Source organism: Oryzisolibacter sp. LB2S, assembly GCF_040732315.1.
In the GTDB taxonomy this organism is placed as follows: Bacteria; Pseudomonadota; Gammaproteobacteria; order Burkholderiales; family Burkholderiaceae_C; genus Alicycliphilus; species Alicycliphilus soli.
The window spans coordinates 633,783-659,043 of sequence record NZ_CP160388.1 but is presented as its reverse complement, the minus strand read 5'-3'; the positions used below and the strand labels follow the sequence as shown (position 1 = coordinate 659,043).

At 68.8% G+C, this 25,261-nt stretch carries 21 protein-coding genes and 1 riboswitch; all 21 genes read right to left on the bottom strand.

Going from position 1 to position 25,261, the window contains the following annotated elements:
• Positions 1 to 11: 11 nt before the first annotated feature.
• The 21 genes from nirD to mraZ all read right to left on the bottom strand — a co-directional run bounded on the left by nirD (position 12) and on the right by mraZ (position 25,023).
• Positions 12 to 395, bottom strand: coding sequence for a nitrite reductase small subunit NirD (gene nirD, locus ABUE11_RS03100; protein ID WP_324427043.1), 384 nt, complete (start codon positions 393 to 395; stop codon positions 12 to 14).
• 73 nt (positions 396 to 468) lie between these two features.
• Entirely contained in the window at positions 469 to 2,919 is a 2,451-nt protein-coding gene (nirB, locus tag ABUE11_RS03095) for a nitrite reductase large subunit NirB (RefSeq protein ID WP_367067622.1), read from the bottom strand.
• Between the two features lie 269 nt (positions 2,920 to 3,188).
• The gene (locus tag ABUE11_RS03090; protein ID WP_367067621.1) at positions 3,189 to 3,683 is read right to left on the bottom strand and encodes an RcnB family protein; all 495 of its coding nucleotides are present in this window, start codon (positions 3,681 to 3,683) and stop codon (positions 3,189 to 3,191) included.
• Between the two features lie 157 nt (positions 3,684 to 3,840).
• The gene (thiC, locus tag ABUE11_RS03085; RefSeq protein WP_367067620.1) at positions 3,841 to 5,688 is read right to left on the bottom strand and encodes a phosphomethylpyrimidine synthase ThiC; all 1,848 of its coding nucleotides are present in this window, start codon (positions 5,686 to 5,688) and stop codon (positions 3,841 to 3,843) included.
• A gap of 94 nt (positions 5,689 to 5,782) precedes the next feature.
• Positions 5,783 to 5,903, bottom strand: a riboswitch (TPP riboswitch).
• A 41-nt stretch (positions 5,904 to 5,944) separates the two neighbouring features.
• Positions 5,945 to 6,118 (bottom strand): hypothetical protein, encoded by a 174-nt coding sequence (locus ABUE11_RS03080; protein WP_367067619.1) that lies wholly within the window; start codon positions 6,116 to 6,118, stop codon positions 5,945 to 5,947.
• A gap of 21 nt (positions 6,119 to 6,139) precedes the next feature.
• Positions 6,140 to 7,063, bottom strand: coding sequence for a UDP-3-O-acyl-N-acetylglucosamine deacetylase (lpxC, locus tag ABUE11_RS03075; protein ID WP_367067618.1), 924 nt, complete (start codon positions 7,061 to 7,063; stop codon positions 6,140 to 6,142).
• A gap of 199 nt (positions 7,064 to 7,262) precedes the next feature.
• Positions 7,263 to 8,495: a cell division protein FtsZ gene (gene ftsZ, locus ABUE11_RS03070; RefSeq protein WP_367067617.1), complete on the bottom strand. Its 1,233-nt coding sequence runs from the start codon at positions 8,493 to 8,495 to the stop codon at positions 7,263 to 7,265.
• A 162-nt stretch (positions 8,496 to 8,657) separates the two neighbouring features.
• Positions 8,658 to 9,887 carry a cell division protein FtsA gene (ftsA, locus tag ABUE11_RS03065; protein ID WP_367067616.1) on the bottom strand — a complete coding sequence of 410 codons (1,230 nt, stop codon included), beginning with the start codon at positions 9,885 to 9,887 and terminating at the stop codon, positions 8,658 to 8,660.
• A gap of 18 nt (positions 9,888 to 9,905) precedes the next feature.
• Entirely contained in the window at positions 9,906 to 10,778 is an 873-nt protein-coding gene (locus ABUE11_RS03060) for a cell division protein FtsQ/DivIB (protein ID WP_367067615.1), read from the bottom strand.
• Positions 10,775 to 11,770, bottom strand: coding sequence for a D-alanine--D-alanine ligase (locus ABUE11_RS03055; protein ID WP_367067614.1), 996 nt, complete (start codon positions 11,768 to 11,770; stop codon positions 10,775 to 10,777). Before ABUE11_RS03055 ends, ABUE11_RS03060 begins: the two co-directional genes overlap by 4 nt.
• Positions 11,767 to 13,200: a UDP-N-acetylmuramate--L-alanine ligase gene (gene murC, locus ABUE11_RS03050; RefSeq protein WP_367067613.1), complete on the bottom strand. Its 1,434-nt coding sequence runs from the start codon at positions 13,198 to 13,200 to the stop codon at positions 11,767 to 11,769. Before murC ends, ABUE11_RS03055 begins: the two co-directional genes overlap by 4 nt.
• The gene (gene murG / locus ABUE11_RS03045) at positions 13,197 to 14,237 is read right to left on the bottom strand and encodes an undecaprenyldiphospho-muramoylpentapeptide beta-N-acetylglucosaminyltransferase (protein ID WP_367068732.1); all 1,041 of its coding nucleotides are present in this window, start codon (positions 14,235 to 14,237) and stop codon (positions 13,197 to 13,199) included. Before murG ends, murC begins: the two co-directional genes overlap by 4 nt.
• A gap of 107 nt (positions 14,238 to 14,344) precedes the next feature.
• The gene (gene ftsW / locus ABUE11_RS03040; protein WP_367067612.1) at positions 14,345 to 15,619 is read right to left on the bottom strand and encodes a putative lipid II flippase FtsW; all 1,275 of its coding nucleotides are present in this window, start codon (positions 15,617 to 15,619) and stop codon (positions 14,345 to 14,347) included.
• Entirely contained in the window at positions 15,616 to 17,373 is a 1,758-nt protein-coding gene (gene murD / locus ABUE11_RS03035) for a UDP-N-acetylmuramoyl-L-alanine--D-glutamate ligase (protein ID WP_367068731.1), read from the bottom strand. The genes ftsW and murD overlap by 4 nt, the downstream gene beginning before the upstream one ends.
• A gap of 35 nt (positions 17,374 to 17,408) precedes the next feature.
• On the bottom strand, positions 17,409 to 18,587 hold the full coding sequence (gene mraY, locus ABUE11_RS03030) for a phospho-N-acetylmuramoyl-pentapeptide-transferase (RefSeq protein ID WP_367067611.1): 1,179 nt from the start codon (positions 18,585 to 18,587) through the stop codon (positions 17,409 to 17,411).
• On the bottom strand, positions 18,578 to 20,080 hold the full coding sequence (locus ABUE11_RS03025) for a Mur ligase family protein (RefSeq protein ID WP_367067610.1): 1,503 nt from the start codon (positions 20,078 to 20,080) through the stop codon (positions 18,578 to 18,580). Before ABUE11_RS03025 ends, mraY begins: the two co-directional genes overlap by 10 nt.
• Positions 20,077 to 21,594: a UDP-N-acetylmuramoyl-L-alanyl-D-glutamate--2,6-diaminopimelate ligase gene (locus ABUE11_RS03020; protein ID WP_367067609.1), complete on the bottom strand. Its 1,518-nt coding sequence runs from the start codon at positions 21,592 to 21,594 to the stop codon at positions 20,077 to 20,079. The genes ABUE11_RS03025 and ABUE11_RS03020 overlap by 4 nt, the downstream gene beginning before the upstream one ends.
• The gene (locus ABUE11_RS03015; RefSeq protein WP_367067608.1) at positions 21,591 to 23,339 is read right to left on the bottom strand and encodes a penicillin-binding protein 2; all 1,749 of its coding nucleotides are present in this window, start codon (positions 23,337 to 23,339) and stop codon (positions 21,591 to 21,593) included. Before ABUE11_RS03015 ends, ABUE11_RS03020 begins: the two co-directional genes overlap by 4 nt.
• Complete coding sequence (gene ftsL, locus ABUE11_RS03010; RefSeq protein ID WP_367067607.1) at positions 23,336 to 23,653, bottom strand: cell division protein FtsL; 318 nt, start codon at positions 23,651 to 23,653, stop codon at positions 23,336 to 23,338. The genes ABUE11_RS03015 and ftsL overlap by 4 nt, the downstream gene beginning before the upstream one ends.
• A complete protein-coding gene (gene rsmH / locus ABUE11_RS03005; protein ID WP_367067606.1) occupies positions 23,650 to 24,585 on the bottom strand; it encodes a 16S rRNA (cytosine(1402)-N(4))-methyltransferase RsmH in 936 nt (311 codons plus the stop codon). Before rsmH ends, ftsL begins: the two co-directional genes overlap by 4 nt.
• Before the next feature lie 9 nt (positions 24,586 to 24,594).
• Positions 24,595 to 25,023, bottom strand: a complete 429-nt coding sequence (gene mraZ / locus ABUE11_RS03000; protein WP_367067605.1) for a division/cell wall cluster transcriptional repressor MraZ — start codon at positions 25,021 to 25,023, stop codon at positions 24,595 to 24,597.
• Positions 25,024 to 25,261: the final 238 nt, after the last annotated feature.

Below are 25,261 nucleotides of genomic sequence, written 5' to 3'. Positions count from 1 at the left end.
GCTCTGCGGCCTTACGTGCAGCGCAGCGCGGGCCCGGCGACGGGGCGGGTCTGCGTCAGCGCATGGCTGCCCAGTTCCTCGGCGTCAAGGTAGACGGCGCCGTCGCCATCGACCCTGACCTGAAAGGCCGGCGTGCAGCCCTCGTCGGGCGCGGCGGCCTGGCCGTTGCACAGGCCTATCGTCCAGTTGTGCAGCGGACAGGCGACGCTCTTGCCATAGACCGTGCCCTGGCTCAGGGGGCCGCCCTTGTGCGGGCAGCGGTCGAGCAGCGCAAACACCTCGTCGTCGGCGGTACGAAAGACCGCCACTTCGAGGCCCTGGGGGCGGGCCACGCGGCGCGCGCCCTGGCGCGGGATGTCTTCGACCTGGCAGATGTACTTCCAATTCGTGGTCATAGCTATACCTTTCATAGCTTTCAGCGCTTGTCTGTAGCGCGCTGGAGCCTTGTTTTATTCAAAGATGTGGAGCTCAGGCGACGGCGATGGGGATGAACTGGCGCTCGTCCACGCGCGCCTTCTCGCCCTCGAACCAGGGATCGGGCTCGCCCTCGAGCGCGAACTGCAGCCGCGCCCACAGCGCCTTGCGGTTCTCTGCGTCGTCGAGCACCTTCTGCTTGACATGCTCCAGCCCCACGCGCGAGACGTAGTGCACGGTGCGCTCCAGGTACCAGCCCTCCTCGCGGTAGAGCTGCAGAAAGGCGCCGCTGATCTCCATCACCTCCTCGGCCGTCCTGACCTTGGTGAAGAAATGCGCGACCTCGGTCTTGATGCCGCCGTTGCCGGCGATGTGGATTTCCCAGCCGGAGTCGACGCCGATGATGCCCACGTCCTTGATGCCGCTCTCGGCGCAGTTGCGCGGGCAGCCGGACACCGCCAGCTTGACCTTGTGCGGCGCGTACATGCGCCACAGCGCGCGCTCCAGATCGCGCCCCAGGCCGCTGCTGTCCTGCGTGCCGAAGCGGCACCATTCGCTGCCCACGCAGGTCTTCACCGTGCGCAGGCTCTTGCCGTAGGCATGGCCGCAGGGCATGCCGATGTCGTGCCACACGGCCTGCAGGTCTTCCTTCTTCACGCCGAGCAGGTCGATGCGCTGGCCGCCCGTGACCTTGACGGTGGGGATCTGGTACTTGTCCACCACGTCGGCAATGCGGCGCAGCTCGGCGGCGCTGGTCTCGCCGCCCCACATGCGCGGCACCACGCTGTAGGTGCCGTCCTTCTGGATGTTGGCGTGGCTGCGCTCGTTGATGGCGCGGCTTTGCGGGTCGTCCAGCGCCTCCTTGGGCCAGGTGCTGATGAGGTAGTAGTTGATGGCCGGGCGGCACTTGGGGCAGCCGTCGGGCGTCTTCCACTCCATGAAGGCAAAGACCTCTTCCTTGCTGATCAGGTGGTGGGTGCGGATGGCGTCGCGCACGGCCTGATGGCCATGCTCGGTGCAGGCGCACACGGGCTGGGCCGCGCTGGCCGCCTCGTAGGCGCCCCCCACGGTGGCCATGAGGATTTGCTCCACGAGGCCCGTGCACGATCCGCAGCTGGCGCTGGCCTTGGTGTGCTTGCGCACCTCGTCGATGGTGAACAGGCCCTTTTCCTTGATGGCCTTGCAGATCGTGCCCTTGGTCACGCCGTTGCAGCCGCAGACCTCGGCATCGTCGGGCATGCTGGCCGCCTGGTTCTGGCCGGCATGGCCGGCGTCGCCGATGTTGCTCTCGCCAAACATCAGCTTGTCGCGCAGCTCGGCCACGCTGCGGCCCTCGCGCAGCAGCTTGAAGTACCAGCTGCCGTCCACGGTGTTGCCGTACAGGCAGGCGCCAACGAGCTTGTCGTCCTTGAGCACGAGCTTCTTGTACTGGCCGGCGCCGGGGTCGCTGAGCAGGATCTCCTCCGTGCCCTCGCCGCCCATGAAGTCACCGGCGGAGAACAGGTCTATGCCCGTGACTTTCAGCTTGGTCGAGGTCTGCGAACCCTGATAGCGGCCGATGCCGAATTCCGCCAGATGGTTGGCCAGGACCTTGCCCTGCTCGAACAGCGGCGCCACCAGTCCATAGGCCGTGCCCCGATGCGCGGCGCATTCGCCCACGGCGTAGATGCGCGCGTCGGTGGTAGTCTGCATGGTGTCGTTCACCACGATGCCGCGGTTCACATGCAGGCGCATGAATTCGGCCAAGGCGGTGTTGGGGCGTATGCCCACGGCCATGACGACCAGGTCGGCCGGCACCTCACTGCCGTCCTTGAAACGCACTGCCTTGACGCGGCCGTCGTCGCCGCCGAGCAGCTCCTGGGTCTGCGCAGACATCAGAAACTGCATGCCGCGCTCGACCAGCGCCTTTTGCAGCATCTGCCCGGCCACGGCGTCGAGCTGGCGCTCCATCAGCCATTCACCGGCATGCACCACGGTGACCTGCATGCCGCGCTTCATCAGGCCGTTGGCGGCCTCCAGGCCCAGCAGGCCCCCGCCGATGACCACCGCGTGCTGGTATTTGGCGGCCGCATCAATCATGGCCTGGGTGTCGGCAATGTCGCGGTAGGCGAGCACGCCGTCCAGATCCTTGCCGGGAATCGGCAGCATGAAGGGGTTGGAGCCCGTCGCCAGGATCAGCCGGTCGTAGGGCACGCTGATGGTCTCGCCATCGGCCCTCGTCGCATGCACCATGCGCCGGGCTCGGTTGACTTCCGTCACCGTGCAACCGGTGTGCAGGGTGATGCCGTTCTCCTCATACCAGGACCAGTCGTTGAGCACGATCTGCTCAAGGGTTTGCTCGCCGGCCAGCACGGGCGAGAGCAGGATGCGGTTGTAGTTGGGGTGTGGCTCGGCGCCGAACACCGTGATGTCATAGAGATCGGGCGCGAGCTTGAGCAGCTCCTCCAGCGTGCGCACCCCCGCCATGCCATTGCCCACCAACACCAGATTCAATCGCTTCACCATCGTCTCCCAGGGGTCTTGCCCCCAGATGTCATTCAGGACAGGCGTCTGAACGCCACGGCACCCAAGGCGCCGCAAGAAGACGAGAGCAATGACCATGCCAGTTTTCACCGGCCCGGCCGCAAGGGGAAAGCACCCCATGGGCGCACCACAGCGCGGCGCGGGATGCCCTCATTGGGTGCGTAAAGCGCTGTGCAGCCCCCGGTGTCCTGCACCGTTGTGGCGCGCACGCCCGTGGCAATGGTTGCGGGCGTGCGCCGACCGCGCCGGTGTCAGCGGCTCAGGATGAGCTGCGCGATGACCCCGGTGGCGATGGCCACGAGCAGGTAGTCGCCACCATGCTGAACCCAGTGGTAGCCGCGCGGGGGCGCGCTCAGACGATGGGCACGCCAGTTGCTGACCACGTAGTGGTGACTGCGGTATCGGGAAGGCAGGCGGTCGCCGCGGTGCCAGCGGTGATCGGGCCCCGCGCCGCGCCAGGGACGCGGGCCATGGGCGTGGTGGGACGGGCCGGAATGCGAGTGCATGTGCGGGCCGCCAGGCCGCACATGCTTATGGCGGTGATGCGATTCATGGCGATGTTTCTGGCGCTGGTCGTGACGCCCATCGTGGCGCCGCTCGTCGCGGTGGTCATGGCGCGGGTCATGGCGTGGCTGGGCCTGCGCGCCCACCGTGGTCAGCCCCATCGCCAGGGCCGTGCAGGCGGCCGCCCAGGCCATGAGACGACGGCGGGGAGCCAGGGTTGCCGCGGTGGAGACAGAGGACATGTGGCGTGCTTTCATGACGGTGAACATGTGCCTATGGTCGCCCATCCCATGCCTCTCCGGCGGCTTCGCGCCCGGCCTTTACCCAAGTTTGCACGGGCTTCACCGCGCCTTGCCGATGTTTCCTGGTGGCCCGGCGCAGCGCCTGAACGGTGCGAGGTCAGCCGCGCACTGGGTGGATGGGCACGTAGAGCTCGCCGCCCGCGCGGTTGAACTCCGCCGCCTTGTCCTGCAGGCCCTGCTGGGCAAACTCGCGCACCTCCTGCGTGATCTTCATGGAGCAGAACTTCGGCCCGCACATGGAGCAGAAATGCGCCACCTTGGCGCTGTCCTTGGGCAGCGTCTCGTCGTGGTATTCCTGCGCCGTCTCGGGGTCCAGGCCCAGGTTGAACTGGTCCTGCCAGCGGAAGTCGAAACGCGCCTGGGAAAGCGCATCATCGCGCGCACGTGCGCCCGGGTGGCCCTTGGCCACGTCGGCCGCGTGCGCGGCGATCTTGTAGGCGATGATGCCTTGCTTGACGTCGTCGCGGTCGGGCAGGCCCAGGTGCTCCTTGGGCGTGACATAACAAAGCATGGCCGTGCCGAACCAGCCGATCATGGCCGCGCCGATGGCGGATGCGATATGGTCGTAGCCGGGCGCGATGTCTATGGTCAGCGGGCCGAGGGTGTAGAACGGCGCCTCGTGGCAGTGCTTGAGCTGCTCGGTCATGTTGGCCTGGATCATGTGCATGGGCACATGGCCGGGGCCTTCGATCATGGTCTGCACGTCGTGCTTCCAGGCGATCTGCGTGAGTTCGCCCAGGGTGTGCAGCTCGGCAAACTGCGCCTCGTCGTTGGCGTCCGACGCGCAGCCCGGGCGCAGGCCGTCGCCCAGGCTGAAGGCCACGTCGTAGCTCTTCATGATGTCGCAGATGTCCTCGAAATGCGTGTAGAGGAAGCTCTCCTTGTGGTGCGCCATGCACCACTTGGCCATGATGGAGCCGCCGCGCGAGACGATGCCGGTGCGCCGCTGGGCCGTCAGGTGGATGTAGGCCAGGCGCACGCCGGCGTGGATGGTGAAGTAGTCCACGCCCTGCTCTGCCTGCTCGATCAGCGTGTCGCGGAAGATCTCCCAGGTCAGGTCCTCGGCGATGCCGCCCACCTTCTCCAGCGCCTGGTAGATGGGCACGGTGCCAATCGGCACGGGGCTGTTGCGCACGATCCAGTCGCGCGTGGTGTGAATGTTCTTGCCGGTCGAGAGATCCATCACGTTGTCCGCACCCCAGCGGATGGCCCAGACCAGCTTTTCCACTTCCTCCTCGATGCTGGACGTGACGGCGGAGTTGCCGATGTTGGCGTTGATCTTCACGAGGAAGTTGCGCCCAATCGCCATGGGCTCGACCTCGGGGTGGTTGATGTTGGCCGGGATGATGGCGCGGCCGCGCGCCACCTCGTCACGCACGAACTCGGGGGTGATGATCTTGGGAATCATCGCGCCCAGGGGGTTGCCGGCCAGGCGCTTTTCGCGGGCCTGGTCCTGCATGTACTGCGCCATCCATTCACGCTTGCCGTTCTCGCGCAGCGCCACGTATTCCATCTCGGGGGTGATGATGCCGCGCCTGGCGTAGTGCATCTGCGTCACGTTGGCGCCCGCCTTGGCGCGCAGGGGGCGGCGCTGCAGGGCGGCGGCCTCCTGGCGCAGTTGGGCCAGACGCACGGCGTCCTCGCTCTTGCTGCCATCGTCCAGCGCCACGGGCTTGCGGCCCTCGTAGCTCTCGGTGTCGCCGCGCTCGGCAATCCAGGCGCCGCGCACGCTGGCCAGACCCTTCTTCACGTCGATGACGGCAGCCGGGTCGGTGTAGGGGCCCGAGGTGTCGTAGACGCTCACCACCTCGCCGTTGGTGAGTTGAATGTCGCGCACCGGCACGCGCAGGTCGGCGCGGCTGCCGGTGATGTAGCTCTTGGTGGAGGCGGGGAAGGACTCGCGCGTGCGGGCGAGCAAGGTGGCGAAGCTGTCGGGGGCGTTCATGGCGGGCATTCCTCAAAGGTGCTGAATGGAATGCTCCGCAATCGGCGGGACGGCTGACAAACGCACCACGGCACCCACGCCACGGCACGCGCAACCTCCCCACTGCAGCTCTTCTTACGCTGGTACTAACCAGATCAAGTTCGCGGTTCCGGTGGCTTGGGCCACCATCTCAGCACGCCTGGAATCGGATTCCTCGTGCACCCCGGAGCAGGCGCGAGTATAGGTCCAAGCCCGAAAAACCGGTGCCGGCCAGTTGTTACAAGCGTTCCAGGATCAGGACCACGAAGAACATGCCGGCGGCGATCAGCGTCCACTTGAGGATGACCCAGCCCCAGCGCCTGTAGCGTGGCCGGCCGGTGCCGGCATAGAAGGCAAAGCACACGGCCGCCGCGAGCAGCAGCAGCATCACGACCCAGCGAAAGATCAGCATGCGCGCGACTGCCCCTGGCGACTACCAGGCACGCGCCGGCTGGGCAAAGCCCGTCGGCGCCTGGCGTTCGTTGTCAAAGCTCACGACCTCCCAGGCGTCGGGCTGGGCCAGCAGGGCGCGCAAGAGCTGGTTGTTCATGGCGTGGCCGCTGCGAAACGCGCTGTAGGCGGCCAGCAGGGGCTTGCCCACGAGGTAGAGGTCGCCCATGGCGTCCAGGATCTTGTGCTTGGCGAACTCGTCGTCGTAGCGCAGGCCATCGGCGTTGAGCACCTTGTAGTCGTCCATGACGATGGCGTTGTCCAGCCCGCCGCCGAGCGCCAGGCCATGGGTGCGCAGCATCTCCACGTCCTTGGTGAAGCCGAAGGTGCGCGCGCGCGCGATGTCGCGCGCGTAGTTGCCGCTGCCGAGATCGAACTCCACGCTCTGCCCCGTGGAATCGACGGCCGGGTGGGCGAAGTCGATCTCGAAGCGCAGCTTGAAGCCGTGATAGGGATCGAGCCGGGCCCATTTGAGGTCATGACCCTCACCCTCGCGCACCTCCACGCGACGCTTGACGCGGATGAAGCGCTTGGGCGCGTTCTGCAGCTCCACGCCCGCGCTCTGCAGCAGGAAGACGAAGGAGGCCGAGGAGCCGTCGAGGATGGGCACCTCCTCGGCCGTGATGTCGATGTAGAGGTTGTCCAGTCCCAGACCGGCGCAGGCCGACATGAGATGCTCCACCGTATGCACCTTGGCGCCACCCGCGCCTATGGTGGAGGCCATGCGAGTGTCGACCACCGATTCGGCGGAGATCGGGATGTCCACGGGCTCGGGCAGATCCACGCGGCGGAACACGATGCCCGTGTCCGGCTGGGCGGGGCGCAGCGTCAGCTCGACACGCTGACCGCTGTGCAGGCCCACACCCACGGCGCGCGTCAGGGTCTTGATGGTGCGTTGCTGGAGCATGGTTGCAATTTTACCGGCCGCTGCCTCTGCCTGCCCGCCGCGACAGGCTATGGCCGCGATAGGAGCCAAGCCTTGAAACCGGCGTGACCCAAGCCAGCAGCAGCCGCGCAAGGGCAGCCCCGCCGCGCTGGCTGCGTCCCCCTGCCCGCGCAGCGAGAGCGGGGGGAAGGCGCGCAGCGCCGCAGGGGGGTGCTCCGAATCAATCCGCCTGCTTGCGCAGGAAGGCCGGAATTTCCAGCTCGTCCATGCCGCCCGAGGACAGCGCATCCACACGCGCGGTGGCCGCCGTGCGGTTGGTGCGCCAGACGCTGGGCACCTGCATGTTGCCGTACTCGGCCTGGACCGCAGCGCCGCCGACCAGACCGGCCGAGGCACCCAGTGCCGCGCCCCCCATGGGCATCTGGTAGGCCACGTTGTCCGTGCCCGTGCGCAGACCGCCCTGCACCACCTGGATGTTCTGGCGGCGGGCATTGGCGCGCGACAGGCCGGTGGCGACCACCGTGACGCGGATCTCGTCGCCCAGGCTGTCGTCGTAGGCGGCGCCGAAGATCACATGCGCATCGGGCGAGGCGTAGGCGTTGATGGTGTTCATCGCCAGGCGCGACTCGGACAGCTTGAGGCTGCCCTTGCTCGCCGTGACCAGCACCAGCACGCCCTTGGCGCCCGACAGGTCTATGCCCTCGAGCAGCGGGCAGGCGATGGCCTGCTCGGCGGCGATGCGCGCGCGGTCCGGACCGCTGGCGGTGGCCGTGCCCATCATGGCCTTGCCGGGCTCGCCCATGACGGTGCGCACGTCCTCGAAGTCGACGTTGACCTGGCCGTACTCGTTGATGATTTCGGCGATGCCGCCCACGGCGTTCTTGAGCACGTCGTTGGCATGTGCGAAGGCCTCGTCCTGGGTGATGTCGTCACCCAGCACGTCGAGCAGCTTCTCGTTGAGCACCACGATCAGCGAATCGACATTGGCCTCGAGCTCGGCCAGGCCCTCGTCGGCGTTCTTCATGCGCCGGCCGCCCTCCCAGTCGAAGGGCTTGGTGACCACGCCCACGGTGAGAATGCCCATCTCCTTGGCCACGCGTGCGATCACGGGTGCGGCGCCCGTACCCGTGCCGCCGCCCATGCCGGCGGTGATGAACAGCATGTGCGCGCCGGTGATGGCGTCGCGGATGTCGTCCACGGCCAGCTCGGCGGCCTCGCGGCCCTTGTCGGGCTTGCTGCCCGCGCCCAGGCCGTTGCTACCGAGCTGGATGGTGCGGTGCGCCGAGCTGCGCGTGAGGGCCTGGGAATCGGTGTTCGCGCTGATGAACTCCACGCCTTGCACGCTGCGCGCAATCATGTGCTGCACGGCGTTGCCGCCGCCGCCGCCCACGCCGATCACCTTGATCTGCGTACCCTGGTTGAACTCTTCGGACTCGATCATTTCGATGGTCATGGTGCTGCTCCTGTAACGATTTTCTGATTTGCAATTGCCAAAAGTTGATGCTTGTTGTGGTGCCGGGCGACCGTGCAGGGTGGCGGGGCCGTACTTCGCCATCGGCCCCGCTTGCGGTGCCGTGGTCCTGCGCGTGCCAGCCAGAGAAGTGCGGGGGCCATGTCAGAAGTTCCCCACGATGAAGTCCTTGAAGCGGCCGAAGGCGGTCTTGACCGAGCCGCTCTTGGCCGCGACCTTGAAGCCCCTCATGCGCGCCAGGCGCGCCTCCTCCAGCAGGCCCATGACGGTGGCCGCACGCGGCTGGGCGACCATGTCGGCCAGCGCGCTCGAATACTTGGGGATGCCGCGGCGCACGGGCTTGAGGAAGATGTCCTCGCCCAATTCCACCATGCCCGGCATGACGCAGCTGCCGCCCGTGAGCACGATGCCGGACGACAGCACCTCCTCGTAGCCCGACTCGCGTATGACCTGCTGCACGAGCGAGAAGATCTCCTCCACGCGCGGCTCGATGACGCCGGCGAGCGCCTGCTTGGACAGCATGCGCGGGCTGCGGTCGCCCAGGCCCGGTACCTCGACCTGGGTCTCGGGGTCGGCCAGCAGCTGCTTGGCGTAGCCGCTCTCGACCTTGATGTCCTCGGCGTCCTTGGTCGGCGTCCTCAGCGCCATGGCGATGTCGCTGGTGATCAGGTCGCCCGCGATCGGCAGCACGGCCGTGTGGCGGATGGCGCCGCCCGTGAAGATGGCCACGTCGGTCGTGCCCGCGCCGATGTCGACCACGGCCACGCCGAGCTCGCGCTCGTCGTCGGTGAGCACGGCCTGGCTCGATGCCAGCGGGTTGAGCATGAGCTGCTCGACCTCCAGGCCGCAGCGGCGCACGCATTTGATGATGTTCTCGGCCGCGCTCTGGGCGCCCGTGACGATGTGGATCTTGGCCTCGAGGCGGATGCCGCTCATGCCGATGGGTTCCTTCACATCCTGCCCATCGATCACGAACTCCTGCGGCTCCACGAGCAGCAGGCGCTGGTCGCTCGAGATGTTGATGGCCTTGGCGGTCTCGACCACGCGCGCCACGTCGGTCGGCGTGACCTCCTTGTCCTTCACGGCCACCATGCCGCTGGAGTTGAGCCCGCGGATGTGGCTGCCCGTGATGCCGGTGTAGACGCGCTGGATCTTGCAGTCGGCCATGAGCTCGGCCTCCTTGAGCGCCTGCTGGATGCTCTGCACCGTGGCGTCGATGTTCACCACCACGCCGCGCTTGAGGCCATTGCTCGGCGCCACGCCCAGGCCGGCGAGCTTGAGCTCGCCGCCGGGCAGCACCTCGGCCACCACGGCCATGACCTTGGCCGTGCCAATGTCCAGCCCCACGACCACGTCTTTGTACTCTCTTGCCATAGTTCTTTCGTCCTGCCCTCAGTTGTTCTTTGCCGCCGCCGCTGCCGCGCGCGCACGGGCCGCGGCGCGTGCCGCGGCCGCCCTCTCGGCCGCGCGCTGCGCCGCCACGCGCTGTGCCTCCGTTGCCACCGTGGTCACGCCGCGCAGGCGCAGCGCATAGCCCCCGTCGTAGCGCAGGTCGGCGTACTCCAATGCATCCACGCCGCGCCCCTGCTGCTGCGCCACGCCGGCCAGGGTGGCCACGAGGCGCCGCACGCGCGCAAGCACCTCCTCCTGCGTGCCGCTTCCGAGCTGCAACACCGCCCCGCCGGACAGCAGCACACGCCAGCCGCTGTTGCCGGTGAGTTCGAGCTCCTCCATGGCGCGCTCCAGCGGCGCCAGCGCGGGCGCCAGACGGCGCGCCATCTCCAGCATCTCGGCCGCGCGCTCGGGCGCGGCGCCCAGCAGCCGCGGCAGGCCCTCCTGCTCGACATCGCCATGGTCGGCCTCGAACACCTCACCCCGGCTGTTGACCAGGGTGTTGCTGCCCTCCGCGCCCCAATAGGCGGCCACGTCGTGCTCCTCGAGCTGCACGCGCAGACCGCTCGGAAACTCGCGTCGCACATGGGCACTGCGCACCCAGGGCACCTGCTCGAAGGCGTGCTGCGCGGCCTCCAGGTCCAGCGTGAAGAAATTGCCCGTGAGCTGCGGCGCCAGGTTGGCATGCAGGCTCTTGGCGCTGGTGTGCGAGAGCTCGCCCTCGACGGCGATATGCCCGATCGCAAACGCCGGCTGACGCAGCAGCCAGGCCCCGCCCGCGGCCAGCAGGCCCAGGACGAAGCCCACGAACAGGACCGTCGCGGTCATGTTCATGAGGCGCACGTCCAGCGGTGCGGGCAGGGTGGCGTTCATGCGCGCTCCTGTGCTCCGGTCGCGCCACGGCCCTGCAGCGCATCGAGCGATGCGCCCGCCAGGATCTGCAGGCACAGGTCGGGGTAGTCGATGCCGCTGGCCTTGGCCGCCATGGGCACGAGCGAGTGGCCCGTCATGCCCGGCGAGGTGTTGATCTCGAGCAGAAAGGGCTTGCGGTCGCTTCTGCGGATCATGATGTCGGCACGCGCCCAGCCGCGGCAGCCCAGGGTGCGGAAGGCCTGCACCACGATGCGCTGGATCTCGCGCTCCTCGGCCTCGGGCAGGCCGCTCGGGCAGTGGTACTGCGTGACGTCGGTGAAGTACTTGTTCTGGTAGTCGTAATTGCCCTCGGGCGCCACGATGCGGATCACCGGCAGCGCGCGGGCATCTGCGCCCTGGCCCAGCACCGGGCAGGTGGTCTCGTCGCCGTCGATGAACTGCTCGCACAGCACCTCGGGGTCATGCTGCGCGGCCAGGCGGTAGGCCTGCTCGCACTGGCCCAGCGAGGTGACCTTGGTCAGGCCTATGGTCGAGCCTTCGCGCGAGGGCTTGACGATCATGGGCGCGCCCAGCTCAGCAAAGGCCTGGGCCGTCTCGGCGCTGCTGGCCACGAGGCGCCAGTCGGGCGTGGGCAGGCCCTCGAAGCGCCAGATGCGCTTGGTCATGATCTTGTCCATGGCGATGGCGGATGCCATCACGCCCGGGCCGGTATACGGTATGCCGAGCAGTTCGAGCGCGCCCTGCACCGTGCCGTCCTCGCCATGGCGGCCATGCAGCGCGATGAAGCAGCGGTTGTAGCCATGGGTCTTGAGCTCGGACAGGTCGGCGTGCGCGGGGTCGAAGGCATGGGCGTCGACGCCGCGCGAGCGCAGCGCCTGCAGCACGCCGCCGCCGGACATGAGCGAGACCTCGCGCTCGGACGAGGTGCCACCCATGAGCACCGCGACCTTGCCCAGGGCCTGCGCGTTGATCTTGGGGTCTTTTTGGCTCATTGCGCCCCTCCCTGCTGCGCAGGCAGCTCTTTTTGTTGTAGCAATTCGACCACCTTGGCGGGCACGGCGCCGATCGAGCCCGCGCCCATGCACAGCACCACGTCGCCATCCCTGGCGCTGGCCGCGATGCGCTGGGGCAGCTCGGCGATGTCGTCGACGAACACCGGCTCCACCTTGCCCGCAACGCGCAGCGCGCGCGCCAGCGACCGGCCGTCCGCAGCCACGATGGGCGCCTCACCGGCCGCATAGACCTCGGTCAGCAGCACGGCGTCGGCGCCGCCGAGCACCTTGACGAAGTCCTCGAAGCAATCGCGCGTGCGGCTGTAGCGGTGCGGCTGGAAGGCCAGCACCAGGCGCCGGCCCGGGTAGGCGCCGCGCGCCGCGGCCAGCGTGGCCGCCATCTCCACGGGGTGGTGGCCATAGTCCTCGATGAGGGTGAACCGGCCGCCGTCCGCAGCGGGCAGATCGCCATGGCGCTGAAAGCGCCGGCCCACGCCCGTGAAGGCCGCCAGGGCGCGCAGCACGGCCTCGTCGGGCACATTGAGCTCGGTGGCCACGGCGATCGTCGCGAGTGCGTTGAGCACGTTGTGCTCGCCCACGAGGTTGAGCACGACCTCCATGTCGGGCAGCGTCACGCCGTTGCGCCGCTGCACCGTGAAGTGCATCTGCGTGCCCACGGCGCGCACGTTGACGGCGCGCACCTCGGCGTCCTCTGACAGGCCGTAGCTCGTGATGGGGCAGTTCACGCGCGGCAGGATGTCGCGGATCGCCGGGTTGTCTATGCACAGGATGGCCGTGCCGTAGAACGGCATGCGGTGCAGAAAGTCCACGAAGGCCTGCTTGAGTCGCCCGAAGTCATGGCCATAGGTCTCCATGTGGTCGGCGTCGATGTTGGTGACGACGGCCATCACGGGCAGCAGGTTGAGGAAGGAGGCGTCGGACTCGTCGGCCTCGACCACGATGAACTCGCCCTGGCCCAGCTTGGCATTCGTGCCGGCGCTGTTCAGTCGCCCGCCGATGACGAAGGTGGGGTCCAGCCCGCCCTCGGCGAGCACGCTGGCGACCAGGCTGGTGGTCGTGGTCTTGCCATGGGCGCCGGCGATCGCAATGCCCTTGCGCAGGCGCATGAGCTCGGCCAGCATCACGGCGCGCGGCACGACTGGGATCTTCCTCTCGCGCGCGGCCAGCACCTCGGGGTTGTCCTGCTGCACGGCCGTGGAGGTGACCACGGCATCGGCCCCGGCGATATGCGCGGCCGCATGGCCCACATGGGTGGCCACGCCGAGCGAGCGCAGCCGGCGCAGCGTGGCGCTGTCGGCCAGGTCCGAGCCCGAGATGACATAGCCCAGGTTGTGCAGCACCTCGGCGATGCCGCACATGCCCGAGCCGCCGATGCCGACGAAGTGAATGTGGCGGATGGCCTGTTTCATGATGCCAGCTCCTCGCAGGCGGATACCACCTCGCGGGTGGCCTGTGTCTTTTGCATGGTTTTAGCCTTCAGCGCCCGCTCCAACAGCGCGGGTCGCTTCATATTCAATAGCATATCGGCCAGGCCGCGTGCCGTGAGATCGGCCTGCGGCACGAGCCAGCCGCCGCCCGCATCGACAAGGAAGCGGGCGTTGGTCGTCTGGTGGTCGTCCACCGCATGCGGGAAGGGCACGAACACCGCGGCCGCGCCCACGGCGGCGATTTCGGTGACGGTGCTCGCGCCCGCGCGGCAGACGATGAGGTCGGCCTCGGCGAACGCCGTGGCCGTGTCCTCGATGAAGGGGGTGAGCTCGGCCTGCACGCCCGCGGCCTGGTAGTTGGCGCGCAGCTGCTCGATCTGCACCGCGCCGCTCTGGTGCGTGACGCGCGGGCGCTCGTCCTCGGGCAGCAGCGCCAGCGCCTGCGGCACGATGTCGTTGAGCGCGCGCGCGCCCAGGCTGCCGCCCACGACCAGCAACCTGAGCGGCCCGCCGCGGCCCGCAAAACGCGCGGCCGGTTCGGCCTGCTGCGTGAACGCCACACGCAGCGGGTTGCCCACCCAGGCGCCCTTCTTGAACACGCCGGGGAAGGCCGTGAAGATGCGGTCTGCCATGCCCGCGAGCACGCGGTTGGCCATGCCGGCGACCGAGTTCTGCTCGTGCAGCACCAGGGGCTTGCCGGCTGCCACGGCCATCACGCCGCCGGGGAAGGTGACATAGCCACCCATGCCCAGCACCACGTCGGGCTTGACGCGCCGCACCACGGCCAGCGCCTGCCAGAAGGCGCGCAGCAGGCGCAGCGGCAGCAGCGCCAGCGTGAGCACGCCCTTGCCGCGCACGCCGGAGAAATCGATGGTCTCCAGGGGGATGCCCTGCGCGGGCACGATGCGCGACTCCATGCTGCCGGGCGTGCCCAGCCAGTGCACGCGCCAGCCGCGCGCGGCGAGCTCCTGGGCCACGGCCAGGCCCGGGAAGATATGGCCGCCCGTGCCGCCGGCCATGATGAGGGCAGTACGCACTTTCGCCCCCACGCTCGGCACTGGCGTGTCCTCGCTGCCCCCCAAGGGGGCCTTCGCGCCTTCGGGCGGCCGTGCGGCGCTCATGTGCGTCATACGCGGCCCCCTCTCATCAACAACTTATTCTCATAGTCCACGCGCAGCACCACCGCGATGGCCACCAGGTTCATCAGAATGGCCGAACCGCCAAAGCTCATGAACGGCAGCGTCAGCCCCTTGGTGGGCAGTGCGCCGAGGTTTACGCCCATGTTGATGAAGGCCTGAAAGCCCACCCACACGCCCACGCCCTGGGCCACGAGACCCGAGAACACGCGGTCGAGCGCAATGGCCTGGCGGCCGATCTGCATGATGCGGCGCGTGAGCCAGAGGAACATCACGATGAGCACGAGCACGCCGACCAGGCCGAACTCCTCGCCGATCACGGCCAGCAGGAAGTCGGTATGTGCCTCGGGCAGCCAGTGCAGCTTCTCCACGCTGCCGCCCAGACCCACGCCGAAGATCTCGCCGCGGCCGATGGCGATGAGCGCGTGCGAGAGCTGGTAGCCCTTGCCCAGCGCATGGGCCTCGCTGAACGGGTCAAGGTAGGCAAAGATGCGCTCGCGCCGCCAGGGCGAGAGCCAGACCATGGCGGCAAAGGCCAGCACCAGAATGGCCGCGATCAGGAAGAACATGCGCGCGTTCACGCCGCCCAGGAACAGAATGCCCATGGCGATCACGGCGATCACCATGAAGGCGCCCATGTCGGGCTCGGCCAGCAGCAGCGCGCCGACCACGGCCACGGCCACGGCCATGGGGATGACGGCGCGGAAGAACCGCTCCTTCACGTCCATCTTGCGCACCATGTAGTCGGACGCGTAGATGAGCACGGCGAACTTGGCCAGCTCCGAGGGCTGGAAGTTCATGAGCCCCAGGCTGAGCCAGCGGCGCGCGCCGTTGACCACCGTGCCCACATGCGGGATCAGCACCGCGAAGAGCAGCACGATGGACACGAGGAACAGGGTGCGCGCGTTGCGCTCCCAGGTCTGCATGGGCACCTGAAACGCCAGCAGCGCGCCGACGAAGCCCACGCCGATGGCAATCGCGTGGCGCAGCACGAAATGCGTGGGCGCGATGTTGCCAAAGCGCGGGTTGTCCGGCATGGCGATGGAGGCCGAATACACCATGACCACGCTGAAGGACAGCAGCAGCACCACCACCCACAGCAACGACTGATCGAAGCCCACGACATGGGCCGGCGTGGCGGCCGTGCGGCGGTACTCGGTACCGCCCACGCGCACGGGCAGCTGGTCGGCGCCCTCGGCGGCTTGCGCGCCGACGAGCGCGCGCAGGCGCTGCCACAGGCCGGGGCGGGCGGTGGTGGCGCTCATGCCTGACCTCCCTCCAGCGTCTGGCCCGCATCCTCGGCCAGGGCCTGCACGGCCTCGCAGAACACGCGCGCGCGGTGGGCGTAGTTGTCGAACATGTCCAGACTCGCGCAGGCCGGCGAGAGCAGCACGGCGTCGCCCTCTTGGGCCTGGCCGCTTGCGAGCCGCACGGCCTGCTCCATGGTCTCGGCGTCGATCAGCGGCACGCCGCAGTCCGCGAGCGCCGCGCGGATCTGGGACGCGTCGCGGCCTATGAGCACGGCCGCGCGCACATGGCGCGCCACGGGCGCGGCCAGCGGTGCAAAGTCCTGGCCCTTGCCATCGCCACCCAGGATGACCACGAGGCGCCGGTCCGCGCCCAGGCCCGCGAGCGCGGCCACGGTGGCGCCCACGTTCGTGCCCTTGCTGTCGTCGAAATACTCCACGCCCTGCACCATGCCTATGGACTCGACGCGGTGCGGCTCGCCGCGGTATTCGCGCAGGCCGTAGAGCATGGGCGCCAGGGCGCAACCCGCGGCCTGGGCCAGGGCCAGCGCGGCCAGCGCGTTGCAGGCGTTGTGCCGGCCGCGGATGCGCAGCGCGTCGGCGGGCATGAGGCGCTGGATGTGCAGCTCGGCCTGCTGGGCGCTCCTGCCGCGTTTGGCGGTCTCGTCGGCCTCGTGGGCGCGCACCAGCCAGGCCATGCCGTTGACCACCTCCATGCCGAAGTCGCCGGGGCGCTGCGGCATGTCGGCGCCAAAGGTGACATGGGCGCGCAGCTGGGGCTTTTGCAGCTTCACGCGCACCGGTGCCGGCAGCATGTCCATGACGGCCGGGTCCTCGCGGTTGAGCACCATCAGGCCGCCCTGCCCGAAGATGCGCGCCTTGGCCTGGGCGTAGGCCTGCAGGCTGCCATGCCAGTCCAGGTGGTCCTGCGTGATGTTGAGCACGGCCGCGGCCGTGGGTTCGAAGCCGGTCACGCCGTCGAGCTGGAAGCTCGAGAGCTCGAGCACCCAGACCTCGGGCAGGTCGTTCGCGTCGAGGCGCTCGGCCAGCGTATCGAGCAGCGTGGGGCCGATGTTGCCGGCCACGGCCACGCTCTTGTCCGCAGATTCGACGAGCCGCGCCGTGAGCGAGGTCACCGTGGTCTTGCCATTGGTGCCCGTGACGGCCAGCACCGCGGGCGCATAGCCATGGCTGGCGCGCAGCGCGCGCAGGGCCATGGAATACAGGTCCAATTCGCCTCCAACGCTTATCTGGCAAGCACTGGCCGCTATTGTTACAGGAGCAATCGTGGCCGGACTCAGCCCCGGCGAGCGGTACACGGCGTGCAGGCCGCGGCCCTCGACCAGGCTGGCGTCGAAGGGCCCGGCGATGAATTGCACCGCGGGCAGCTCGGCGCGCAGCGCGGCGAGCTGCGGCGGGTTGTCGCGCGTGTCGGCCACCAGCACCTCGGCGCCCGAGCGCGCACACCAGCGCGCCATGGCCAGGCCCGAGGCACCCAGGCCGAGGATGAGCACGCGCCGGCCGGCGAGCGGCGCCAGGGCCTCGTCGGGGCCGGTGGCGGCGATGGCGACCTCGCCCTCCGCGCCCTCGTCCCGTGCGGCGTCCTGCGGCGCAGCCTCGGCCTGCGCGGCCGGTTCGGCCACAGGCGCCACTGGCGCAGCGGGCTCGACCACGTCGGCAAAGATGCGCGCGACGAATTCCCGCGCCTCGGCGGCGGCCGTCAGCACCGGGGCTGCGGCAGCGGGCGCGGGCTGCGGCGCGGGTTGATCCATGGCGCCGGACTGGAGGGGGTCGTGGTGCTCGTGGTTCATCGCAGTTTCAGGGTGGACAGGCCCACGAGGCACAGCAGCATGGTGATGATCCAGAAACGCACGACGACCTGCGTCTCCTTCCAGCCGCTCTTTTCAAAGTGATGGTGCAGCGGCGCCATCTTCAGCAGGCGCCGGCCCTCGCCATAGCGGCGCTTGGTGTACTTGAACCAGCTCACCTGCAGCATCACCGACAGCGCCTCGACCACGAAGATGCCGCCCATGATGGCCAGCACGATCTCCTGGCGCACGATGACGGCGATGGTGCCCAGGGCGCCGCCCAGCGCCAGCGCGCCCACGTCGCCCATGAAGACCTGGGCCGGGTGGGCATTGAACCAGAGGAAGGCCAGGCCCGCGCCCGCCATGGCGGCGCAGAAGATCATGAGTTCGCCCGAGCCCGCGATGTAGGGGAACAGCAGGTACTTGGCAAAGCTGGCGTTGCCCGTGACATAGGCAAAGATGCCCAGCGCCGCACCGACCATGATCACCGGCATGATGGCCAGGCCGTCGAGCCCGTCGGTGAGGTTGACCGCGTTGCTCGCGCCCACGATCACCAGATAGGTCAGGATCACGAAGCCGAGCACGCCCAGCGGGTAGCTGACCTCCTTGAAGAAGGGCACGAGCAGCCCGGCCTTCGGCGGCAGGTCGAGCGCAAAGCCCGACTTGACCCAGGCGACGAAGAGCTCGAACACGCGCGCGTTGGAGTTCTCGGAGATGCAGAACACCAGGTACAGCGCCGCGGCCAGGCCGATGAGCGACTGCCAGAAATACTTCTCGCGCGAGCGCATGCCTTCAGGGTCCTTGTTGACCACCTTGCGCCAGTCGTCCACCCAGCCGATCGCGCCAAAGCCGAGCGTGACGATGAGCACGATCCACACGAAGCGGTTGGACAGGTCGAACCACAGCAGCGTGGAGATGGCGATGCACAGCAGGATGAGCACGCCGCCCATGGTCGGCGTGCCACTCTTGGACAGGTGCGACTGCATGGCGTAGCCGCGTATCGGCTGGCCGATCTTGAGCGCCGTCAGCATGCGGATGACGCGCGGGCCCGCGGCCAGGCCGATGAGCAGCGCCGTGAGCGCGGCCATCACGGCGCGGAACGTGATGTACTGGAACACGCGCAGAAAGCCGAACTCGGGCGACAGGCCCTGCAGCCATTGCGACAGCATCAGGAGCATGCGCCCTCCTCTTGAATGGCCTGCACCACCTGCTCCATCCTCATGAATCGTGATCCCTTCACCAACACGCTGCCCACCGTGGGCAGCTCTGCGCGCACGGCTGCGATCAGCGCCGCCATGTCCGCAAAATGCCGCGCGCCCGCCACATGGGCGCTCAGACTGCCCAGCGCAAACACCTGCTCTATGCCGCGGGAGCGCGCGTGCGCCCCGGCCTCGGCGTGAAACTGCGGGCCCTGGTCACCCACCTCGCCCATGTCGCCCAGCACCAGCAGGCGCGGGCCCGGCAGCTCGGCCAGCACGTCAATGGCGGCACGCACCGAGTCGGGGTTGGCGTTGTAGCTGTCGTCCACCAGCGTGAGCGTGCGACCTGCCAGCCGCACGGCCAGCGCGCGCGAGCGGCCCTTGACGGGCTCGAACGCCGACAGCCCCTGCGCGATGGCCGCCAGCGGCACGCCCGCGGCGAGCGCGCAGGCCGTGGCGGCCAGGGCGTTGGTCACGTTGTGCCTGCCGGCAACGGCCAGGCGCGTATCGAATGCGCCGGCCGGCGTGTGCACGCACAGCTGCCAGGCGCCATCCATCCATTGCGCGTTGGCGCAATACACATCTGCGCCCCCGGGTTGCCAGCCCTCACCCCCACCCTCTCCCAGAGGGAGAGGGGGCAAGTCCGGGCGCACGTGGGCTCCCTCGCCCCTCTGGGGAGAGGGCTGGGGTGAGGGGCCGGCAGCACCACCAAACGTCATGCAGCGGCGCGCGCCCGCAAGCTGGCGCCACAGCGGCGTGAATTCGTCGGCCGCGGGGAACACGGCCACGCCCGACTGCGCCAGCGCGGCCAGCACGCTGCCGTTCTCGCGCGCCACGGCCTCGACGGTGTGCATGAACTCGAGGTGTTCGCGCTGGGCGTTGTTCACCAGGGCCACGGTGGGGCGGGCAATGTCGGCCAGGCAGGCGATCTCGCCCGGGTGGTTCATGCCCAGCTCGACCACCGCCGCCTCATGGCCGGGCCGCAGGCGCAGCAGCGTGAGCGGCAGGCCCACGTCGTTGTTGAAGTTGCCCTGCGTGGCCAGCGCCGCGTCGCCCTTCCAGGCGCGCAGCACGGCGGCAATCATCTGCGTGACCGTGGTCTTGCCGTTGCTGCCCGTGACCGCGACGAGCGGCAGGTCGAACCGCCCGCGCCAGCCGGCCGCCAATGCGCCCAGCGCGGCCAGCGTGTCGGGCACCTCTATGCCCGGCAGGCCCGCGGCCTCGAGGCCCCCATGGGCAATGGCCGCGGCGGCGCCGGCGGCACGCGCCTGGGGCAGAAAGCCGTTGGCGTCAAAGCGCTCGCCCTTGAGGGCCAGGAACAGGTCGCCCGCGGCCAGCGTGCGCGTGTCGGTGTGCACGCGCGTGAGCGGCGTGGCGCCGTCGCCCACGAGGCGCGCGGCGGGAATGCGCGCGCGCAGCAGCTCGAAGGCCTGCTGCAGGCTCAGCATGGGTGTGGTCTGGGTGTGGCTCATGCCACGGCTCCTCGGCGCCTGAGCGCATCGAGCGCCTGCGCCATGTCGGAGAACGGCAGGCGCCGGCCCGCCGTCTCCTGGTAGTCCTCGTGGCCCTTGCCGGCGATCAGCACCACGTCGGCGGGATCGGCATCGGCCACGGCCTGGGCAATGGCCGCCGCGCGGTCCTCCTCGGCGCTGACGCTGAGGCCGGCGATCATGCCCTGCAGGATTTGGTGAATGATGGCGCGCGGCTCCTCGCCGCGCGGGTTGTCGCTGGTGACGATGACGCGGTCGGCCTCGCGCTGGGCCACTGCGCCCATGAGCGGGCGCTTGCCCGCGTCGCGGTTGCCGCCACAGCCGAACACGCACCACAACCGGCCGCCGCGCTGGGCTGCCATGGGCCGCAGGGCCGCAAGCGCCTGGTGCAGCGCGTCGGGCGTGTGGGCATAGTCCACGGCCACGAGGGGCTGGCCGGCAAACGCCAGCTGCTGCATGCGGCCGGGCACGGGCGCCAGGCGCGCGCACACGGTGAGCGCCTGCGCCAGCGGCACGCCAAGCGCGCGCATCGCGGCGATCACGCCGAGCAGGTTGGAGACGTTGTACTGGCCTATGAGCCGGGTCTGCAACGGCAGGGCATGCTCGCCCTCGACCACGGTGAAGGCCAGGCCCGGGCCGCGGTGCTCGATGTCCTTGGCCATCAGGCGCGCCGGACCCTGGATGGAGACGCTCCACAGGTCGAGGCTACCGCCCTGCAGCTCGGCGTGCAGCCTCGCGCCCTGGGCATCGTCGATGTTGACCACGGCCGCGCGCAGGCCCGGCCAGTCGAACAGCACGCGCTTGGCCTGCCAGTAGCTGGCCATGTCGCGGTGGTAGTCCAGATGGTCCTGGGTGAAGTTGGTGAACAGGGCCACGCGGATCTGCGTGCCCGCCAGGCGCTGCTCCTCGAGGCCGATGGACGAGGCCTCGATGGCGCAGGCGCCCAGGCCTGCTTCGGCGAACTGCGCAAACGCGCGCTGCAGGCGCACGGGGTCGGGCGTGGTCATGCCGGTGCTCGCAAGCTCGGGCGGCACACCAATGCCCAGAGTACCCACCAAGGCGCACCCAGCAACCGCGGGCAGCTCTTGTTTTGATAGTTGATTGAGGGCATCGGCCAGCCACCATGCGGTGCTGGTCTTGCCGTTGGTGCCGGTCACGGCCAGCACCTTCAGGCGCTCGCTGGGCTGGCCGAACCAGGCCGCGGCGATCAGGCCCGTGGCGGCCTTGAGGCCGCAGAAGGCCGCGATATGGTGACCCATAGGGTCGCCCGCGAGGCCAAAGGCCTCCACGCCGTCCTGCTCCACGAGGCAGGCGACGGCGCCGCGCGCCATGGCGTCGGCCACATGGGCTCGCCCGTCGGTGGCGGCGCCGGGCCAGGCGATGAAGGCGTCGCCGGGTGCGACCTGCCGGCTGTCGGTCTGCAGCGTGCCCGTGACGCGTGCGCGCAGCCAGGCCACGGCGGCGGCCACTGTGGTGAGTTGCTGCAGCGCGCTCACAGCGACTCCTCCACGGCGTTGGTGACGATCAGGGGCTTGACGGCCATATCGGGCGCCACGCCCATCATGCGCAGCGTCTGCTGCACCACCTCGCTGAACACGGGCGCGGCCACGGCGCCGCCGTAGATCACGCCGTTGCTCGGCTCGTCGATCATCACGGCGACGATGATGCGGGGCTTGTCCACGGGCGCCAGGCCCGTGAACCAGGCGCGGTACTTGCCCGCGGCATAGCTCTTGCCCACCTGCTTGCGCGCAGTGCCCGACTTGCCGCCCACCGAGTAGCCCACGGTCTGCGCACGCTGGCCCGTGCCACCGGGGCCGGCGGCCATCTGCAGCATCTTGCGCACCTGGTTGGCGGTGCGCTCGGAGAACACCGGCACGCCCACGGCGTTCTGGTCGGTCTTGAGCATGGTGGCCGGTATCACCTTGCCGCCGTTGGCGAACACGGTGTAGGAGCGCGCCATCTGGAACAGGCTGGCCGACAGGCCGTAGCCGTAGGACATGGTGGCCTGCTCGATGGGGCGCCAGCTCTTGTAGGGGCGCAGGCGGCCCATGGCCGCGCCCGGGAAGGCGATCTGGGGTTTCTGCCCGAAGCCCACGGCGGAGAAGGTTTCCCACATCTCGGCCGCCGGGATCTGCATGGCGATCTTTGTCGTGCCCACGTTGCTCGACTTCTGCACCACGCCCTCCACGGTCAGCGCGCCGTAGTTGTGCGTGTCGCTGATGGTCGAGCCGGTGATGGTCAGGCGTCCGGGGCTGGTGTCGATGACGGTCTCGGGCCTCACGCGCCCGCTCTCGAGCGCCAGGCCTATGGTGATGGGCTTCATGGTCGAGCCGGGCTCGAACATGTCGGTGAGCGCGCGGTTGCGCAGCTGCTCGCCCGTGAGCCTGCCGCGGTTGCCGGGGTCGTAGCTCGGGTAGTTGGCCAGCGCCAGCACCTCGCCCGTGTGGGCGTCGAGCACGACCACGCTGCCGGCCTTGGCCTTGTGCTCGGCCACGGTGTCGCGCAGCTTCTGGTAGGCGAAGAACTGCACCTTGCTGTCGATGGACAGCTGCATGTCCCGCCCGTCGATGGGCGGAATATCCTCGCCCACGCCCTCGACCACGCGGCCCAGGCGGTCCTTGATGACGCGACGCGAGCCGGGCTTGCCCGCGAGCTCCTTGTCGAACGCCAGCTCCATGCCCTCCTGGCCATGGTCCTCCACGTTGGTGAAGCCCACGACATGCGCGGCGGCCTCGCCCTCGGGGTACTGGCGCTTGTATTCCTTGCGCTGGTAGATGCCCTTGATCCCCAGGGCCAGGATCTGCTGGCCCACGTCCCAGTCGAGCTGGCGCTTGATCCAGACAAAGGTCTTGTCCTCGTCGGCCAGCTTGGCCATGAGCGTGGGCAGGGGCATGCCCATGAGGCGCGCGAGCTCCCTGAGCTTGGGCTTGACCTCGGGGTTGTCGGCATCCACGTCCTCGGGAATGGCCCAGATGCTGGCCGCGGGCACGCTGGAGGCGAGGATCAGGCCGTTGCGGTCCAGGATGCGGCCGCGGTTGGCCGGCAGCTCCAGCGTGCGTGCAAAGCGCACCTCGCCCTGGCGCTGGAAGAAGGCGTTGCCGAACACCTGCACATAGGCGGCACGCCCGGCCAGTGCGAAAAAGCCCAGGGCCACCAATGCCACGATGAACTGGCTGCGCCACAGCGGCGTGGGGCTGGCCAGCAGCGGGCTGGAGGTGTAGTTGACGCTGCGGCTCTTCATCGCCGGCCCTTCACGGGTTCGGGCGCCGGCTGCGGCGCGGCGACGGGCCGGCCGTCGGCAGTCACATAGTGCGTGATGGCCGGCGTGGCGGTGTGCATGTGCAGCTTGTCGCGCGCCATGCGCTCCACGCGCAGCGGCGTGGCCTGGGCGCGACGCTCGACCTGCAGGCGCTGGTGCTCGGTCTCGAGCTGACGCGCGAGCGCCAGCGCGCGGTCGAGCTCGGTGTACAGCCGGCGCGACTGGTACTGGGTATGGACCAGATAGAGCGCGCTGGCCATCACGGCCAGCAGCAGCACGGCGCTGATCCTGGTCATGCAGCGACCTCCGTGCGCTCGGCCACGCGCATCACGGCGCTGCGCGCGCGCGGGTTGTCCGCCACCTCGGCGCTGCCGGGCTTGATGCGGCCCAGGGCCTTGAGCAGCATGGGCTTGGGCGCGGCAAACGGCGCGCGGCGGTCAAACACCTCCTTGGAATGCCGGGCGATGAACTGCTTGACGATGCGGTCCTCGAGCGAATGAAAGCTGATCACGACCAGCCGGCCGCCCGGGGCCAGCACATGCAGGCTGGCCTCTAGCGCGCGCTGCAGCTCCTCAAGCTCGGCGTTGATGAAAATCCGGAGCGCCTGAAATGTGCGCGTTGCAGGGTTCTGGCCCGGCTCGCGGGTCTTGACTGCGCCAGCCACGATGTCGGCCAGCTCGGCAGTGCTGCCAATGGGGCCGAACTGCGTGCGCCTAGCAACAATCGCCTTTGCAATGGGGCCAGCAAACCGTTCTTCGCCGTAGTCACGTATCACCTCCGCAATCTGCGCCACATCGGCATCTGCCAGCCACTCGGCCACGCTCTGGCCGCGCGTGGTGTCCATGCGCATGTCCAGCGGGCCGTCGAAACGAAAACTGAAACCCCGGGTCGGGTCGTCGATCTGCGGCGAGCTCACGCCCAGATCCAGCAGCACCCCCGCGGCGCTGGCCGCGGGCAGCTCTGCGAGGTGCGAGAAGCCCTGGTGCCGAATGGAAAAGCGCGCATCCTCGATGCGCGCCGCCTCCTCAATGGCTGCCGGGTCCTTGTCGAAGGCCAGCAACCGCCCCGCGCCCCCCAGGCGCTGCAGGATGAGCCGCGAATGCCCTCCGCGTCCGAAGGTGCCGTCGACATAGGTGCCGGCGGGCGCGGCCGCATCGCCAGGATGGCCGAGCAGTGCGTCGACCGCCTCGTCGAGCAAGACCGTGGTGTGTTGCAGGGGCTGGTTCATGCGCAGCCCCTAGAAGGAGAAGTCCTTGAGGACGTCGGGCATCTCGGCCGCCATGGCAGCGGCCTCCTTGGCCTCGTAGGTGGCCTTGTCCCAGAGCTCGAAATGGCTGCCCATGCCGAGCAGGATGGCCTCCTTGGTCAGGCCCGCCGCCTCGCGCAGCTCGGGTGAGACCAGCACGCGGCCCGTACCGTCCATCTCCACGTCCATGGCATTGCCAAGAAAGATGCGCTTGGTCCATTGCGCCGACATGGGCAGCTTGGCGATGCGCTCGCGCACCTGCTCCCACTCGGGACGGGGGAACACCAGCAGGCAGCCGTCGGGGTGCTTGGTGATGGTCAGCTGACCACTGGCCTGCTGCATCAGGGCGTCACGATGCCGGGTCGGCACCGACAGCCGCCCCTTGGCATCCAGACTCAGCGATGACGCCCCTTGAAACACGAATCGAGACCTCTGTTTGGACCTCTGGCCATTTGCCACCCGATTCTGGGCCGCAAAGGCACTTTTCACCACTTAATTGCACTTTTTTGCACTGTAGCAGGAAAAGCACGCCAGCGGGCAGGGGAATCGACAAATTTTTGTAATGAAATCAAGGACTTAGAACCCGAATGCAAGGCAGATTCAGGCAAAAGTCCTTATTGATTAAGCACTTACAGGCGGGTATGCAAGTGGTTTGTAA